We start from the raw sequence: 15,156 nt of genomic DNA, 5'->3' as shown, positions 1-15,156 counted from the left end.
GACCCGGGTACGAACGGAAGCCTAGCCGCCGCAACCGCCGCCGGCAGAACCGCAGGCGCTGCAGGCGCCGGTGCCGCCAACAGACTTGAAGACATTATTGAAAACGAAGCTGGCATTCATGCCGTTTTCGCGGAAATCGATCTCGACACCCTCCAGGTAGCCAAGGGCGACGGGATCAATAGCAACCTTGAAACCATCCGCTTCCAGGATGCTGTCATAGGGCTCGGTGGATTCGACAAAGGTCATGCCGTATTGCATGCCACCGCAACCACCGCCGGAGACAAACACGCGAATAGCGCTGAGATCATCATCAGCCGCAGCCATCAGTTCCGCCAGCTTGGTGCGGGCGCTGTTGGTAATGATCATCTGGGCTTCTGATACGGTATGCGGAAAAGCGGCTGTGGTCATGTTTCACCTCACAAGTTTGGGCCTCGGTCGACACTGCCAATGCCCATGAAAAATATGCCTGTAAACAAAGCAGGGGCCGGGATGTGTTTTTTTCCGGGGTCCGCTACACTAGCACCCATTATGAAATCTGGCGGGCCGCAACTCAAGAGCAGCGGCTCACCAATCAACCGTTAAATTGATACGAGTAATCTCGCCATGAGTCGAATGATTTTTTGCCAGGTACTGAAAAAAGAGGCGGAAGGACTGGATGCACCCACTCATCCCGGTGAGCTGGGCGTACGCATATACGAAAACATCTCCAGGGAAGGTTGGGCAAAATGGTTGCAGCAGGCCACCATGATTATCAACGAATACGGCCTGTCTACCGCTGACCCGCGCGCTATCTCGGTACTTGAAAATCACATGCTCGGGTTCTTTTTCGGTGAGAGCCAGGATGGTGGTGCACCCGCCAGCTTCCGGCCAGGCGGAAAAAAATAGCCCAATGGAGAGTCCCGGGCCACGACAGTTCAGCCCGGTCTAGTTCAGGATAGATGGATTCCAGGCAATCGGAACCACCGGGGCGCCCAGCTCATCAGCAATCGCCTCGCGGGGCTTGGCAATATGGATTCCCTGTCCGTAGTCAATCCCCACTTCCTTGGCGCGCAACAAAATCTCGCGATTCTCCACGTATTCGGCAACTGTCTTGATGCCAATGGCATGGGCAACCTGGTTAATGGAAATTACCATGGCCAGGTCAGTCTCGTCTGATACCATGTTGCGCACAAACGCGCCATCAATCTTGACCAGGTCAATAGGCAGAGACCGGAGATAGCCAAACGAGCTCAGACCACTGCCAAAGTCATCCAGGGCAAATCGACAACCCATGGCCTTCAGAATAGTCATCATGTTGCGGGCGCTACCCAGGTTTGCGATAGCAGCGGTTTCAGTAATTTCAAAGCATATTTTTTCAGGCGCTACTTCGTAGAGCTCAAACCGCTTGACAATATAGTCAAGTATCGCCGGGTCACCGACCGACTGTCCGGACAGATTGATATTGAAGCAGTCGATTTCTTTCAGCTGCTGCGGCTCAAGTGCGCATACAATCCGGAACCCGTGGTCTATTACCCAGCGGTCAATGGATACAATAAGGTTATAGTGCTCCGCTGCCGGCAAGAACGATGATGGCTCGACAATACCCCCGTCGACACCCCTCATGCGCACGAGGAACTCGTACTTGACCTTGCCCGGGGCATCCAGTGGCGTGATGTCCTGGCAATACAACACCAGGCGGTCCTGTTCCAGTGCATGGTTGATATGCTGCACCCATTCCAGTTCACCCTGGCGACGCGCCATAACCAGGTCATCCGGCGAATACACCTGTATCTGGTTGCGACCCATGTCCTTGGCGGCATAGCAGGCGAAATCCGCAGCCCGCAGCAGGTCATAAATACTGCGTGCATCCATGCCGATTTCCACAAGACCGATACTGGCGCCAATTTCAAATATGTTCCCTTCCCAGTAGAAATGAAAATCCTTGATCACATTATGCAACTTGGTAGCAACTTGCCTGGCATCATCAATACCGGAATCAACGATAATCACACCAAACTCGTCACCGCCCAGTCTTGCCAGGATATCTTCCCGGCGCAGGTTTCTTCGCAATAACTTGGCGAGGCGTTTCAGCAGCGCATCTCCCGCAGCATGGCCACAGGTATCATTCACAACCTTGAAGTTGTCGAGATCCAGATAGCAAAGGACATGACCGGTTTTTCCTTTCTTGGCCATACCAAAATATTCTGTCAACCGCTCCTCAAACTCGCGCCTGTTAAACAGATTGGTCAATACATCGTGCCTGGCCTGGTACGCAAGTTCACGCGACATGGCCCGCACTTCAGTTACGTCGCGAAAAACCAGGACCGCGCCAAAGATTGTGTTGACATCATCCCGAATCGGCGACGCCGTGGCCTCAATCGCATACTCAATTCCGGAACGGCTCGATAGCACGAGGCTGGATGAACTGGTAACAATCGTGTTTTCAGACAAGGCTCTGCTCACCAGGCATTCGCTCGGCAAGCGGGTACTGTCATGCAGGAACGGCAAGGCTTCGTCAATCGAGCTGCCTCTCAGCTCCTCCTCGCTGCAACCAGCGAGTCGCTCGGCAATATTATTGAGAGTTTCAATGTTTCCGTCGGCATCGGTGGTGATGACTGCATCGCCGATGGAGCGCAGCGTAACCTGTGCCTTCTCTTTTTCGCCGTGGAGTGACCGTCGGTCCTCGCGTAATCGTCGATCAATATAAGCAGCAACCGAAATACTAATGAGCAGGAATATCAGAATCAGCGTAATCATGGTGATACGCGTGGTGCGGTATTGAGCGCCCATTTCCCCGACGGCGGCATTGGCACTTCTTAGCTGGATTTCAGACAGCAGGTCCAGCTGGCCCAGTACCTGGTTTTGTGCCGGAATCGCCTCTTTCTCCAGCGCCATTTCAGCGGCTTCGTACCGGTCGGCCAGCGCCAGGTCCACCACCCGGTTCTGCAACGGCACCGCCACACTGGTAAACCGGCCCTGGAACTCCAGGACTGTTTTCTCTTCGTCGCTGAGCGGCAGCAACATCAATTCGGTGCGAGCACCGGTAAACATGGCTGCCCGGGCGTTAAAACGTATCCATTCGTCGTCGCGCTCAAATGGATCTTCCAGGTGAATGATTCGATAAAGACTCAGGGTGCGCTCGCGGGCGGCAACTCGCATGGCGCCAATTAATCTGCCTTTTTCGAAATGGTTTTCGACAATGGAGTCAAGCTCATGCTTGAGCGAGCGCATATGAATCATGCCAAGCACAGATACCACCAGCATCAGCGTGACAATAGCGACGAAGCCGGTCACGACACTTTTGCCAGGACTCTGAAAAAAGGTTTTTTTCAACAACATGAAGCGAGACAACCAACCCGGACGGGCACTCCCGATGTGAATTCCATTAGAAGTGCCAAGCTTATCAGGAAAACAGGATATTTCCTGTTTTCCTTTGTCCCGGGCCAGGGAAATCTCAATATTCTTGTTTTCGTCGCTTTTTGTTACTTTCACAACCTGAAACCAGGTGCGTACCCGTTGCCAAGTATTGATCGCCTGCGTTATTACACCCTGGGCAGCAGGTACGCAAGTTATTGTTTTCCGGAAATTCTTTTATATTGCGTGCCACCGGGGTGCATCATGAACTATTCATAACCGGCTAAACTATGATCGAAATCAGATTTTCCGAAATTCGGTCTGATACACTCGGCGCCGATTTTTTTCCTGAAGAAAGGCAAAACCAGTAATGAAAGCGAAATCTCGTGAATTTTCTCCACTCGGCATTGCGGTGCTGACCGTATCGGACACGCGCACCCTGGAAACCGACACCTCTGGCCAAGCACTGGTCACCAAGCTGGGTGCCGAGGGTCATACCCTCGCGGATCGCCAGATTTTGATTGATAACCCTTACCTGATTCGCGCCCAGGTAGCGCAGTGGGTGGTAAACGATGCAGTGGAAGTCATCCTGATTACCGGTGGCACGGGGATGACCGGCCGCGATGTTACCCCTGAGGCCGTAACCCCTTTATTTGACAAGGAAATCGTCGGTTTCGGCGAATTATTTCGCTGGTTGTCCTACGAGGAGATTCGCACTTCTACCATCCAGTCCCGCGCTGTTGCCGGCACCTCCAATGGCCGCCTGATTTTCTGCCTGCCCGGATCTACCGGGGCCTGCCACACCGCCTGGGACAAAATCCTGCGGGATCAGCTGGATATTCGTAACGGGCCGTGTAACTTCGCTGAATTACTGCCGCGACTGAAAGAAAAGTAGAGCCAGCCATGTCCCAATGCTGTGATACACCAAAACAAAACCTGATCAGCTTTGACGACGCGATCGAGCTGCTGTTATCCAAGGCCCGGGCCATACCGGGCAAGGAATCCGTCCCCCTGGACCAGGCCTTGGGGCGGGTCCTGGCAACAGCAGTTGAATCCGGCATCAATGTGCCGCCACATGACAACAGTGCCATGGACGGCTACGCCGTTCGATGCGCCGATGTCAGCACTGACAGCACGACACTGCCGGTCAGTCAGCGCATTCCGGCCGGTAGCATCGGCACCGACCTGGAACCGGGTACAGCGGCGCGCATTTTTACCGGCGCGCCCGTGCCACCGGGCGCTGACGCCGTGGTAATGCAGGAATATTGCCAGCAGCAGGACGACCAAGTGGTCATTGGCGTCGCGCCGAAATCCGGCGCCAACATTCGCCGGGCCGGTGAGGACATAACCGCCGGGGCCATCATACTCGAGCCCGGCACCCTGTTACGCCCCCAGGAACTCGGGCTGGCTGCATCGGTTGGCGTAGCTGAGCTTGAGGTGGTTCGGCGCCTTCGCGTCGCCCTGTTTGCCACTGGCGATGAACTGGTTGATCCCGGCCAAGCGCTGGCGCCGGGACAGATATACAACTCCAACCGCTACACCCTGGCCGGCCTGCTGCGTTCTGCCGGTTGCGAGGTCATCGACCTGGGTCGTGTAGCCGATACACTGGACGATACCCGGGAAGCCCTGCTAAGCGCAGCACAGAGTGCCGACCTGATCATCAGCAGTGGCGGCGTTTCGGTGGGCGAAGAAGATTACGTCAAACTGGCACTGGAGCAGCTGGGGCAGCTGGATATGTGGCGCATTGCCATGAAACCTGGCAAACCAGTCGCCTACGGGCGTATCGGCGAAACTGACTTCATCGGCTTGCCCGGAAACCCGGTCTCGGTTTTTGTCACTTTCCTGCTTTTTGCCAGGCCATTTATCAACACCATGCAAGGTCTCAACAAGGTGCTGCCAACGGGCATCCCGGTCAAAGCCGGCTTCGACTGGCCGCGACCGGACAAGCGTCGCGAATTCGTCCGCGCGCGACTTGTGCCGGACGGCAGTGCAGAACTTTACCCCCAGCAAGGCTCCGGTGTTCTTTCCTCGGCCGCGTGGGCAGATGGCCTGGTCGTCATCCGGGAAAACCAGGTGATCAAACCCGGTGACCCCGTTACCTATTTCAGTTTCCGGGAACTGTTCTGACATGGCTGCTTCCGCCGTGATCCTGGCCGGCGGTCGCGGCCGGCGCATGGGTGGCCAGGACAAGGGCACGGTGATTTTTCGCGGCAAACCGTTAATAGAGCATGTGATCGAACGGCTGCAGCCGCAGACGGATCAGATCATGATCAGCGCCAACCGTAACGTGGAGTTTTATCGCCAATACGGTTACCCGGTACTGGTCGATAACCTGGGGGAATACTGGGGACCGTTGGCCGGAATCGCCACGGCGATGAAGTTTTGTAACAGTGAGTTGTTACTTACCGCGCCCTGTGACACGCCTTTCCTGCCGACAGACCTGTTAACCCGACTGTCCGAAGCACTGGGTGAGACCGGTGACCTGGCTATGGCCGAGGATAACCTGCGCATCCACCCGGTCATCGCCCTGCTGCGCTGCCGTCTTCACGACAGGTTAATCACGGACCTGGGTCAGGGTGAGCGCAAGGTCATGAACTGGATGCAATCTCAGCAATGGAGTACGGCCAGTTTTAACGATCAATCCGGTCTCTTTGCCAATATTAACAGCCCCGATGACCTGGACTGACCGATTGAATCATCAGCCTTTGGGTACAATGGCGATTTCGTCACCGTTATCGATGGGTGTATCCGATTCAGCAAACTGCTTGTTAACGGTAATGATCAGGTCATAGCGCGACAGTGCCTGCTGCCAGTTGTCACCACGTTTTTTCAGCCACTCCACCAGGTCAGTTACGGTGATCACCGAATCAGGCAATTGTTGTTGCTCGGTTTCCTTGCCCAGTTCCTTTGGCAGACTGACAAAATACAGCAAGGTGATACGACGTGGGCCCTTGCCTGCTTCGCCGCGATCCAGCCCGGTTTGCTCAAGCTGTTGCAGGTAAGTCGACCATTTGCCGTCCTGCTGCTGACCCAGTTCGTAAAGGGTTTTCCACGAATACACACCGGTGTCATGGCCGTCGTCAAATACCAGCTGTATCGCGTAATGACCGACAGGGGTAATGCCGGTGATATTCACGTCTCGTTTGCCATGAACTATCTCGCCACGCGCCACTGCCGCCTTGACCTCGGCCGAGGGCGAGAAGATCCGCAGGTACTCGCAAGGCAACTTGAATTGGCTGCCATCATTGAAATCGATTTCAAGCAGGCGCGCCTTCTGGCGCAGCCTGATATCCACCGGAATCGGGCCAGCCGGTACAGATTTTTCTTCACTCATAAAAACGCCCCGGGCTGACCGAACCGGATCTGTCAATCGATCACACGGCCAGTACTGAATAGAAATAGGGTAACCACGACAGCGTCAATACGCTGACGAGAATGATGTCTGCCTTGACGATATTACCGAAGCGCACCCTGCGGACCTCGTCATCCACCGCGTCGGCGCGAAACACGGCCGCCATCAGCGCGTCCAACCACAGAACAAAAAACACGATGGGAACCGTGGCCGGCACAACCACAGTTGGTATCATGGCCCAACCCTCGGTGATTGCGTGATCACCGGCAAACGGGGCCGAAGCAATTACGGCAATGGCCAGCATGGCCAGCATGATTCTCAACACGCCCGCTTCACGCGCGTACGTTACAGCCAATTGCATAATCTCACCTGTTTGATCAACCCGGCAGCCTCGCCCGGTTTGCACTATCGAACTCGGGCTGCAATGTATCGTTGTCTCTGGTCTATCGCAAGTCACGTCCCCTGAAATTTTCCGATCCTGGCCCGGTCACGGTTCCGTCCAGCCAGGGAATCAAGATACATTATAACCACATGAACTGTACATAGTTGATCATGTTCGCCATACTACCCGCTGGCAAGAGCGTGCAAACGGCCGAACCTGTGTCCCGTTCATCCATGCTGCCGCTTTCTGCCGAGCCAAGGGGTTTCGCAAAACCTTATTGGACAAATCATCAACAATAATTCAGGAGTAAGCAGAATGAAGCTTGAAATGAAAACGCTTTTAGTGACGCTGTCGACGTCACTGCTTTTGCTCGCCGGCTTCCAGTCCGCTTCGGCAGCGGGAAACAATCCGGGCGAACGGGTATGGATTCACTATAACAAGGGCAAGGCTGCCCAGGTGCAACAGCAACTGGGCAATGCCAATGCCAAGGTGCATTATCACTTTTCCCATATCAATGCGTTCGCGGCCAGCGTGCCAACCGGCGCCCTGAGCGGGTTACGCAACAATCCCAACGTCACACTCATTGAAGCCGACCCGAAGCGTTACCCATCAGCACAAACCGTGCCCTACGGTATCGACAAGGTCCAGGCACGGGACATCTGGGACACAGATCATGACAACGTCATCGACAGCGGCGCACCCACAGGTTCCGGTCGCCTGGTCTGTATCATTGACTCCGGGATTCACGCCGGTCATGAAGACTTCGCCGGCGTTAACCTGGTAGGCGGTTACCCGGCAGGATGGGATACCGATACCTGCGGACACGGTAGTCACGTTGCCGGCACCATTGCTGCCGCCAACAACAACACCGGCGTGGTCGGTGTGTCGCCCGGCAAGACATCACTGTATATCGTCAAGGTATTTGATGGCCCGTCTTGTGGCTGGTCATACAGTTCTGATCTGGTTGATGCAGCGCAACGCTGCCAGGCCGCTGGTGCAAACATTATCAGCATGAGTCTTGGCGGCACCTTCAGCAGCAAGGCTGAAGACAACGCCTTCGCCGCGGCCTATGCCAACGGCGTGTTGTCCATCGCTGCCGCCGGCAATGATGGCAATACCCGCAAGAGCTACCCGGCTTCTTATGCGTCAGTTGTTTCTGTTGCCGCAGTTGACTCAAATAACGTGGTCGCCGATTTCTCACAGCAAAACTCTGCTGTTGAAATTGCCGCTCCGGGTGTTGGCATTCTGAGCAGCGTGCCATGGAAAGCGACCAGCACTATTACCGTTAACGGTTCCACCTACACCGGCAGCGCCATCGAGTTCGCCGCCCAGGGCAGCGGCTCGGGTGCCGTTGCCAACGGTGGCCTGTGTGACGCCACCGGTGCCTGGTCAGGCAAGGTAGTCATGTGTGAGCGCGGCGTTGTCAGTTTCTACGACAAGGTCATGAATGCACAAAACTCCGGCGCCACTGCTGTGATTATCTATAATAATGTAGCCGGTGGCTTTGCCGGTACGCTGGGCACAGGCAACACATCAGCCATTCCGGCGATCTCATTGTCACAGGAAGATGGCCAACTGATTATTGCCAATAACCTGGGCCAGAATGGCAGCGTTGTGAATACCGTAACCCAGCCGGACAGCGGTTACGAAGCCTGGGATGGCACATCCATGGCCACGCCCCATGTATCCGGCGCAGCGGCCGTTATCTGGAGTGCCAACCCGTCACTGACCAACGACCAGATCCGCACAGCCATTCAGAACACTGCCCTGGATCTTGGCGCAGCCGGTCGTGATTCCGCCTACGGTTTCGGCCTGATCCAGGCGCGTGATGCGTGGATTGCACTGGGTGGTGGCAGCACACCGACCAACAACCCGCCGACAGCAAGCTTCAGTTATAACTGTACAGACCTAAACTGCAGCTTCGACGCCAGTGCCAGCACCGACTCCGACGGCAGTATAGTCAGCTACGCCTGGAACTTCGGTGATGGTGCCAACGGCTCCGGCGTAACCATCGGTCACAGCTACGCCAGCGCCAACAGCTACCAGGTCAGCCTCACTGTTACTGACAACCAGGGCGCAATCAGCACTAGCAGCCAGACTGTTACAGTCACGGCAGGTGGTGGTGGCGGTGGCACCGCCGGCCCGGTAATCAGCAACGTGACATCGCTTGATCTGAATGGACCAAGCTTTGCCATCAGCTGGACTACCGACATCCCGTCGAATTCTGTTGTGACATTCACCTGCTGCGGCACCTATTCCAACAGTACCATGGTGACCTCACATTACATGTCATTCCAGGGTTCAAACGGTGCACTCTATGAGTATTACGTCAGCTCTACTGATGCTGGTGGCAACACCACAACAGAAGGACCGTTCTATCATCAGAACTAGATATTATTATTAATAGCTATTATAAGCGGTAATTTCAGACGGGGAAGCATATGCTTCCCCTTATTTTTATTTGGACCGGATATTGCGATATAGCGCTGACCTGGTGCGGCGCAGGCAATTCGACGAAAAACGATACGCGAGCGAGCGCCCTCCATGCGGTCAGAGTTAACGGATAATCTCAATGCCGAATCCGTGGCTGGTGCGACACGCAACTACTGCCTCTACGGCACGCGCGCCCTGACCGGCCTCCGACTCCAGCATCAATTCCATCCTGGTGCCCAAAGCCGGCATGTCAGGAATAGCAGACAACAGAAACATGCCATTCTGGAACGGAATATCGCTGACAACAAAACTCCTGGACTGCTTGTCCGGCATGCGTGCCTTGAGTCTCGATATATCGCTACTTCGGGCAGGTTCTTTACAGTCGGGACTGTTTCCCAGAGCTGGATGACTTGTTTTCATTATTGCTTCCACTGTAATTGCAGATCAACTCCCTTGTTGCCAATATAGGTGAAAGCCGGTCAGCATGGCCATAGCACCAATGATTCCCCTATCGGCGAATCATGGCCACTTATCAGTCATGGCATGTTTACCGGTATCGCGACAAATCAGACGGATGTATTTCCATGGGATTCGATGGTGGGAATATTGTCCCGATATCTTATGCGAGTAATTGAAGCGTTGGTTACCTTGATCCGGTACATGGCAGCCTCCGGTGCCTGCAACACATGGGTCATCAACGCTCGTATTACGCCCGCGTGTGTCACCACCAAGATACGCCCGGCGTCACTGTCGGCAAGGATGTTTTCATAGGCATCGACCACACGGCTTCGAAAACCCTGCAGCGGCTCCGCACCTTCCGGACGATTATTCACCGGGTCCCGGTAAAAACCGGCATACTCATCCGGGTCGGTTGCCTGAATTTGTTCCGGCGTCCGACCCTCCCAGGCGCCGAAACCGATCTCCTTCAGGCGATCATCAACAATAACGATCGCGCCGGTTCGCCTGGCCAGCGCTTCGGCAAACTCACGGCAACGACTCATCGGCGAGGTAAACAATTTTTGCCAGGAATATGTTTCGCCGACAGCAGACCACATCTGTTGCCAGCCTTTCTCGCTCAGGGGGTCATCAACTCCGTGGCCCCGGTAAGCACGGCCTCCAACCGGCTCACCGTGACGAATAAGGTCAATTACGGTTTCCGTCATAATCTCAGTCGTGCGCTACGGTTCCGTGCGCCTCGAGAATGGTTCTGGTCATGATACGATCAGTGACCGCCATGGCAATGGCTGAGAGAATAAATGTCAAGTGGATCAACACCTGCCACATGATGGTATCGTTTTGCATGTGCTCAGCATTGATGAACGTCTTGAGCAGGTGTATTGATGATATGCCAATCAGTGCCATGGACAGCTTGATCTTCATAGTGGCGGCATTGACATGAGACAGCCATTCGGGCTGGTCCGGGTGCTCCTTGATATTCAGCCTTGAGACAAAGGTCTCATAGCCGCCAATAATGACCATAATCAACAGGTTGGCAATCATGACAACGTCAATCAGGCCCAAGACGCTGAGCATGATTTTTGTTTCAGACGCAGCAGCAGCATCGTGCACCAGGTGCCAGAGCTCAATCATGAAATGGTAGACATACACACCCTGGGCAACAATCAGGCCAAGGTATAACGGCGCCTGCAACCATCGGCTCCAGAATATGAGCTGGGCCATGATTCGCAATGATGGAAGGCGTTTGTCATTAGCGGTATTCACAATTACCTCTCGTAATTTTAATTGAACAGAAAACAGTACATTGACACGGTCTGCCTACTTCCGGTCCTTGTTGATTGAAATAACCGATGCCGGCCTCATATCGTCGAGTTCACCAAGCTGCTCTCCCAGCATCAAGTCCATGGCTTCCAGCGCACGGTTCATGATCATACTGGCATTGGCATGGTAGAATTTTATCTCGCACCCTATATCTTCATGCAAACTGTCTCTCCCCTGCACTTCAAAACCGGTCCAGGCAACGACAGGATAATCGTTTAACACCCGGTCTACTATTATCCAGGCGTTCTTCTGCATGATGAGATCAAGGTGTTTTAACCCGGGGAGAGACAGGCGGATTTCCGGTCCCAGGCGCTTGAGCGCCTTCTGAACATGATTGTAATGTGCAGCAACAACCTTGCGCTGGCGCGACGCCAGTACCGGGATATCGTCCAGGCGGTCATACATGCGAGAACCTAACGCCCCTGCACCGAAACAACCAGAGAACTCGTGTTATTGATGTAGTTGTATTCTGACATAATAATCAAGTCAATAGACACATCCTGCATGTGAACAGACGAGATACAAGTCTCGGTATAACAACCACAGGGTCAATACGAGCACGCTAAAGCTTTAATATCATCGCATTATGACGTCAGGCTTGCAAACAGCTGTGGCAGCTTCTCGGGCAAACGGTCAACGTTATCAATAATCGTATAATTATTCTCGCCGAATATACGTTTCACATAGGCGTCGGCATGCTCATCCAGCGTCAGGCAATAGGTAAGCACACCGGCACTGTAGAGCTCCTCCACCGCCTTCTTGGTATCGTGACGAAGATGCTGTGGATCGCGCTCATCAATATCAGCCGGCTCTCCATCCGTCACCAACAGGATGAGCTTGCGACGTTCCGGCTGCTTCAGCAGATGATAGCCGGCATGGCGCAGTGCTGCTCCCATGCGCGTAGAAAGACCGCCTTTCATTCCCGCAAGACGTGACTTGCAGTCATCATCAAGGTGCTGGTTAAAGTCTTTAAAACGGAAATACTGCACATCGTGACGGCCATCAGAGGCAAAGCCATGCAACGCAAACGGGTCACCGATGCCATTAATGGCGGTCGCTACCAGTGTAGCGGCCTCACGGGTCAGCTGCAGAACGGTCTTGTCGGAACCACCCATTGGTTCATTCGTTGACTCGGAAAGATCCATAAGCACAACCACAGACAGATCGCGCGTGTTGAGCACATTGCGCATGGTAATACGGGGACTGGGCTGCTCACCCATGCGAATGGCAATCATTGCATCAACAGCGGCGTTAAGATCAAGCTCATCTCCATCCTCAAGACCACGCACGCGCTGTACACCTGCCGGTGTCAGCAGATCGATGATCTGCCTGATGCGGTGTGCTACGGGTTTATAGGCATCGAGAATATCGTTGATATCTTCCGGGTTGCCCTTCGGCTGACGACGCTCATATACTGTTACCCAGTCGGGACGATGCAACTGAATCTGGTAGTCCCATTCCTGATAATGGAACGGATCTGAAATAGGCTCCTTGCCCCACATGTCGTTAAAGCTTTTCTGTGTATCAGAAAGATCGTCTTCGTAAGGGAACATTTCATCCGGGCAAATCCAGATTTCCTGGGCGTCATCACCCGCCAGTTCGCAATCCACTTCATTGGCCATTTCCATGATATTCATGATACGGCGAACCTGGCGCTGACTGGCGGCCATGTATTCGAATTCGACATTCATGTCGAATTCCTCGAATTCCCAGATAAAGCGATTGTCATCACGATAGGGAATGCGAATACGTTCCAGTATGCGCAGGCTGGGGACGTTTTTACGTGCAGAGAACAGGTTGAACAGCTCCAGACCCATGTGCCATGAGTAATTATTATCGTCCTGTTTTTCCTCGATTTCAGCATGGAACCGCTTGACGAATTCGGCTACCTCGGCGTCATTGGTAGTAACATTGTCATCCAGCAACATATGCGCGATATGTTCCAGCTCCAGCATCGCAGGATGCTCGGGCTCTTCATCGTCATCAGCAATCTTGGCCAGGGTTGTCCACAACTTTCTCAGACCCGGAAAATCTTTCGCAGCCTTGTATTCAATGCGCGCGTCTTCCATAAGGCCGATAAAAAACATTTGCGCAGGACTCAGCTGTTCAGCAGAGATGGCTGAAGTGGAATAGCACATATGCGCAGCCATGTGCGCCGCAGTAGCGCGATAAAGCTCCAGGCCTTCAACCCGGTTGTCTTCAGGGCCAATATGGTCTACCGCGTCCGGCATATGCAGAATTCGGTGTTCAATGTAGGGACGAAAATCCGTGTAATCAGCCCCTGTAGGGCGCAGGAAAAAATCACGGCCCCACAAGGCGCGCAGATAAAAATTCAGTTTCCGTTGCACCTTGATGAACAGAACGCCGCGACGTTCTTTCTGCAACATGGCCCTTGAATCAGCGGATTCAAGATTGAAGTAACTTATCAGGTTATCAAAGTCCCTGCGGTAAGCCTGGGCGCCAAAGTTGGCCCAGCGACGCAGTCCGCTCAGCGTCAGCTTGTCCAGCAAATCATCCATGTGATTCAGCATCGGGCGTAATCCACGGGCTGCTGTGGATGCGAACTGGTGAATAAAGGTCAGGTAGCCACGAAGCAACTGGCCATCACCCAGATGACGGGCAGCCGACGGCAGACTGGCAAACATCAGCATGATGACTCCGCCGGAGGTCATGGAAGACAGTTTCATGGCAGCAGTAATGCAGTCATCAATAACGTCTTCGCCACACTCCTTGGCAACCAGCGGCATTTCCTGCAAATAAGTGATGACAAGGTCTGAACCACGACCCAGGTTGCACATGGCCTTGGCACCTGTCAGATAGGCCTCCAGCCCGGTGGGCGACATGATACGCGCGGCCTCATGAAACGTGCCAGCCAATACATCACGCACTTCCGGCGCGACATCTTTCAACTGTTCTTCGTAATCTTCGAGTTTAATGCTCATGACTCACATCTTTGCATCCAGTAATAAACTTTTCCGCCTATAAACACAAATGTACGTCAAAAATACATTAAAATTCTTCGCGTCGTTCGGGTTAAATTTGCGGATACATGTTTTATTAAATCATCCAAAGAATGTCTGTACAGCCGCGTTCAGTGTATCACGCATATCCGGATCGTCGGTTAATGGTGTAACCATGGTCATGCTGCAGGCTGCCTGGGCATCAATACCCTTGTTTATCAGCTGTCCCGCGTATACCAGCAGACGGGTTGAAATACCTTCATCCAGGCCATGGCCCTTCAGGTTGCGGGCGCGATGTGCAATCTGTACCAGTTTGCCTGCGGTCTCCTTGTCAACACCGGATTCCCTGGAAACGATCTGCACTTCAATATTTTCAACCGGATAATCAAAATCCAGGCCGCCAAAGCGTTGCTTGGTGGATTGCTTCAGATCCTTCATTAAAGACTGGTAACCCGGGTTATAAGAGATAACCAGCTGGAAATCAGGGTGCGCCTCGATCAGCTCACCTTTTTTATCCAGCGGCAAGGTGCGACGATGGTCAGTCAACGGGTGAATGACAACTGTAGTATCCTGGCGAGCTTCCACCACTTCATCCAGGTAACAAATAGCGCCGATACGCGCTGCTGTGGTCAGCGGGCCATCCTGCCACTTGGTGCCGTCCTTATCCAGCAGGAAACGACCCACGAGATCTGAGGCGGTCATATCTTCATTACAGGCAACGGTAATAAGCGGTCGCTTCAGTTTCCACGCCATGTATTCAACAAAACGTGATTTTCCGCAACCGGTTGGACCTTTCAGCATCATTGGCATGCGCGCGTTATAAGCCGCCTCGTACAACTCAATTTCGTTGCCAACGGGTTCAAAGTAGGGCTCTGCTTTAATTACGTACTGTTGTGGATCAACTGTAGTTTCCATGA

Annotated in this window: 15 protein-coding genes; 5 read left to right on the top strand and 10 right to left on the bottom strand. The window is 53.7% G+C overall.

All coding sequences use genetic code 11. The annotated features are described in order from the left end of the window. Positions 1 to 21: 21 nt before the first annotated feature. The gene (locus tag OEZ10_04910; GenBank protein ID MDH5632319.1) at positions 22 to 408 is read right to left on the bottom strand and encodes an iron-sulfur cluster assembly accessory protein; all 387 of its coding nucleotides are present in this window, start codon (positions 406 to 408) and stop codon (positions 22 to 24) included. Between the two features lie 195 nt (positions 409 to 603). Between OEZ10_04910 and OEZ10_04905 the strand changes: the two genes are divergently transcribed. Then, entirely contained in the window at positions 604 to 885 is a 282-nt protein-coding gene (locus OEZ10_04905) for an oxidative damage protection protein (GenBank protein ID MDH5632318.1), read from the top strand. Positions 886 to 924: 39 nt separating this feature from the next. Here OEZ10_04905 and OEZ10_04900 read toward each other — a convergent pair whose 3' ends face one another. Further along, complete coding sequence (locus tag OEZ10_04900) at positions 925 to 3,318, bottom strand: EAL domain-containing protein (protein ID MDH5632317.1); 2,394 nt, start codon at positions 3,316 to 3,318, stop codon at positions 925 to 927. A gap of 385 nt (positions 3,319 to 3,703) precedes the next feature. Between OEZ10_04900 and moaB the strand changes: the two genes are divergently transcribed. From moaB to mobA, 3 genes are read left to right on the top strand one after another with little or no spacing between them, the layout of a single operon-like run. Continuing rightward, complete coding sequence (gene moaB / locus OEZ10_04895; GenBank protein MDH5632316.1) at positions 3,704 to 4,228, top strand: molybdenum cofactor biosynthesis protein B; 525 nt, start codon at positions 3,704 to 3,706, stop codon at positions 4,226 to 4,228. An 8-nt stretch (positions 4,229 to 4,236) separates the two neighbouring features. Then, positions 4,237 to 5,460, top strand: a complete 1,224-nt coding sequence (locus tag OEZ10_04890; protein ID MDH5632315.1) for a molybdopterin molybdotransferase MoeA — start codon at positions 4,237 to 4,239, stop codon at positions 5,458 to 5,460. Position 5,461: 1 nt separating this feature from the next. Further along, on the top strand, positions 5,462 to 6,019 hold the full coding sequence (gene mobA, locus OEZ10_04885; protein ID MDH5632314.1) for a molybdenum cofactor guanylyltransferase: 558 nt from the start codon (positions 5,462 to 5,464) through the stop codon (positions 6,017 to 6,019). Positions 6,020 to 6,031: 12 nt separating this feature from the next. On the opposite strand, the gene OEZ10_04880 is transcribed toward mobA, so the two are convergent. Together OEZ10_04880 and OEZ10_04875 are read right to left on the bottom strand one after the other, a co-directional pair. Further along, the gene (locus OEZ10_04880; protein MDH5632313.1) at positions 6,032 to 6,667 is read right to left on the bottom strand and encodes a gamma-butyrobetaine hydroxylase-like domain-containing protein; all 636 of its coding nucleotides are present in this window, start codon (positions 6,665 to 6,667) and stop codon (positions 6,032 to 6,034) included. 40 nt (positions 6,668 to 6,707) lie between these two features. Next, complete coding sequence (locus OEZ10_04875) at positions 6,708 to 7,046, bottom strand: hypothetical protein (protein ID MDH5632312.1); 339 nt, start codon at positions 7,044 to 7,046, stop codon at positions 6,708 to 6,710. A gap of 348 nt (positions 7,047 to 7,394) precedes the next feature. Between OEZ10_04875 and OEZ10_04870 the strand changes: the two genes are divergently transcribed. Next, positions 7,395 to 9,458: a S8 family serine peptidase gene (locus OEZ10_04870; GenBank protein ID MDH5632311.1), complete on the top strand. Its 2,064-nt coding sequence runs from the start codon at positions 7,395 to 7,397 to the stop codon at positions 9,456 to 9,458. A gap of 165 nt (positions 9,459 to 9,623) precedes the next feature. Here the strand turns inward: OEZ10_04870 and OEZ10_04865 are convergent, their stop codons facing one another. The 6 genes from OEZ10_04865 to OEZ10_04840 all read right to left on the bottom strand — a co-directional run bounded on the left by OEZ10_04865 (position 9,624) and on the right by OEZ10_04840 (position 15,154). After that, complete coding sequence (locus tag OEZ10_04865) at positions 9,624 to 9,920, bottom strand: hypothetical protein (GenBank protein ID MDH5632310.1); 297 nt, start codon at positions 9,918 to 9,920, stop codon at positions 9,624 to 9,626. 146 nt (positions 9,921 to 10,066) lie between these two features. Next, complete coding sequence (locus OEZ10_04860; protein MDH5632309.1) at positions 10,067 to 10,663, bottom strand: histidine phosphatase family protein; 597 nt, start codon at positions 10,661 to 10,663, stop codon at positions 10,067 to 10,069. Positions 10,664 to 10,667: 4 nt separating this feature from the next. Further along, positions 10,668 to 11,180, bottom strand: coding sequence for a TIGR00645 family protein (locus tag OEZ10_04855; GenBank protein MDH5632308.1), 513 nt, complete (start codon positions 11,178 to 11,180; stop codon positions 10,668 to 10,670). A gap of 96 nt (positions 11,181 to 11,276) precedes the next feature. Beyond that, positions 11,277 to 11,684, bottom strand: coding sequence for a DUF3352 domain-containing protein (locus tag OEZ10_04850; GenBank protein MDH5632307.1), 408 nt, complete (start codon positions 11,682 to 11,684; stop codon positions 11,277 to 11,279). A gap of 179 nt (positions 11,685 to 11,863) precedes the next feature. Beyond that, entirely contained in the window at positions 11,864 to 14,221 is a 2,358-nt protein-coding gene (locus OEZ10_04845; protein ID MDH5632306.1) for a VWA domain-containing protein, read from the bottom strand. A 120-nt stretch (positions 14,222 to 14,341) separates the two neighbouring features. Continuing rightward, positions 14,342 to 15,154: a CbbQ/NirQ/NorQ/GpvN family protein gene (locus OEZ10_04840; GenBank protein ID MDH5632305.1), complete on the bottom strand. Its 813-nt coding sequence runs from the start codon at positions 15,152 to 15,154 to the stop codon at positions 14,342 to 14,344. Positions 15,155 to 15,156: the final 2 nt, after the last annotated feature.

The sequence above is a fragment of the Gammaproteobacteria bacterium genome, assembly GCA_029880545.1.
GTDB lineage: Bacteria > Pseudomonadota > Gammaproteobacteria > Acidiferrobacterales > SZUA-150 > JAOUOD01.
Note: the sequence above shows the minus strand (reverse complement) of the source record. Positions and strands in the feature narration are given on the sequence as shown.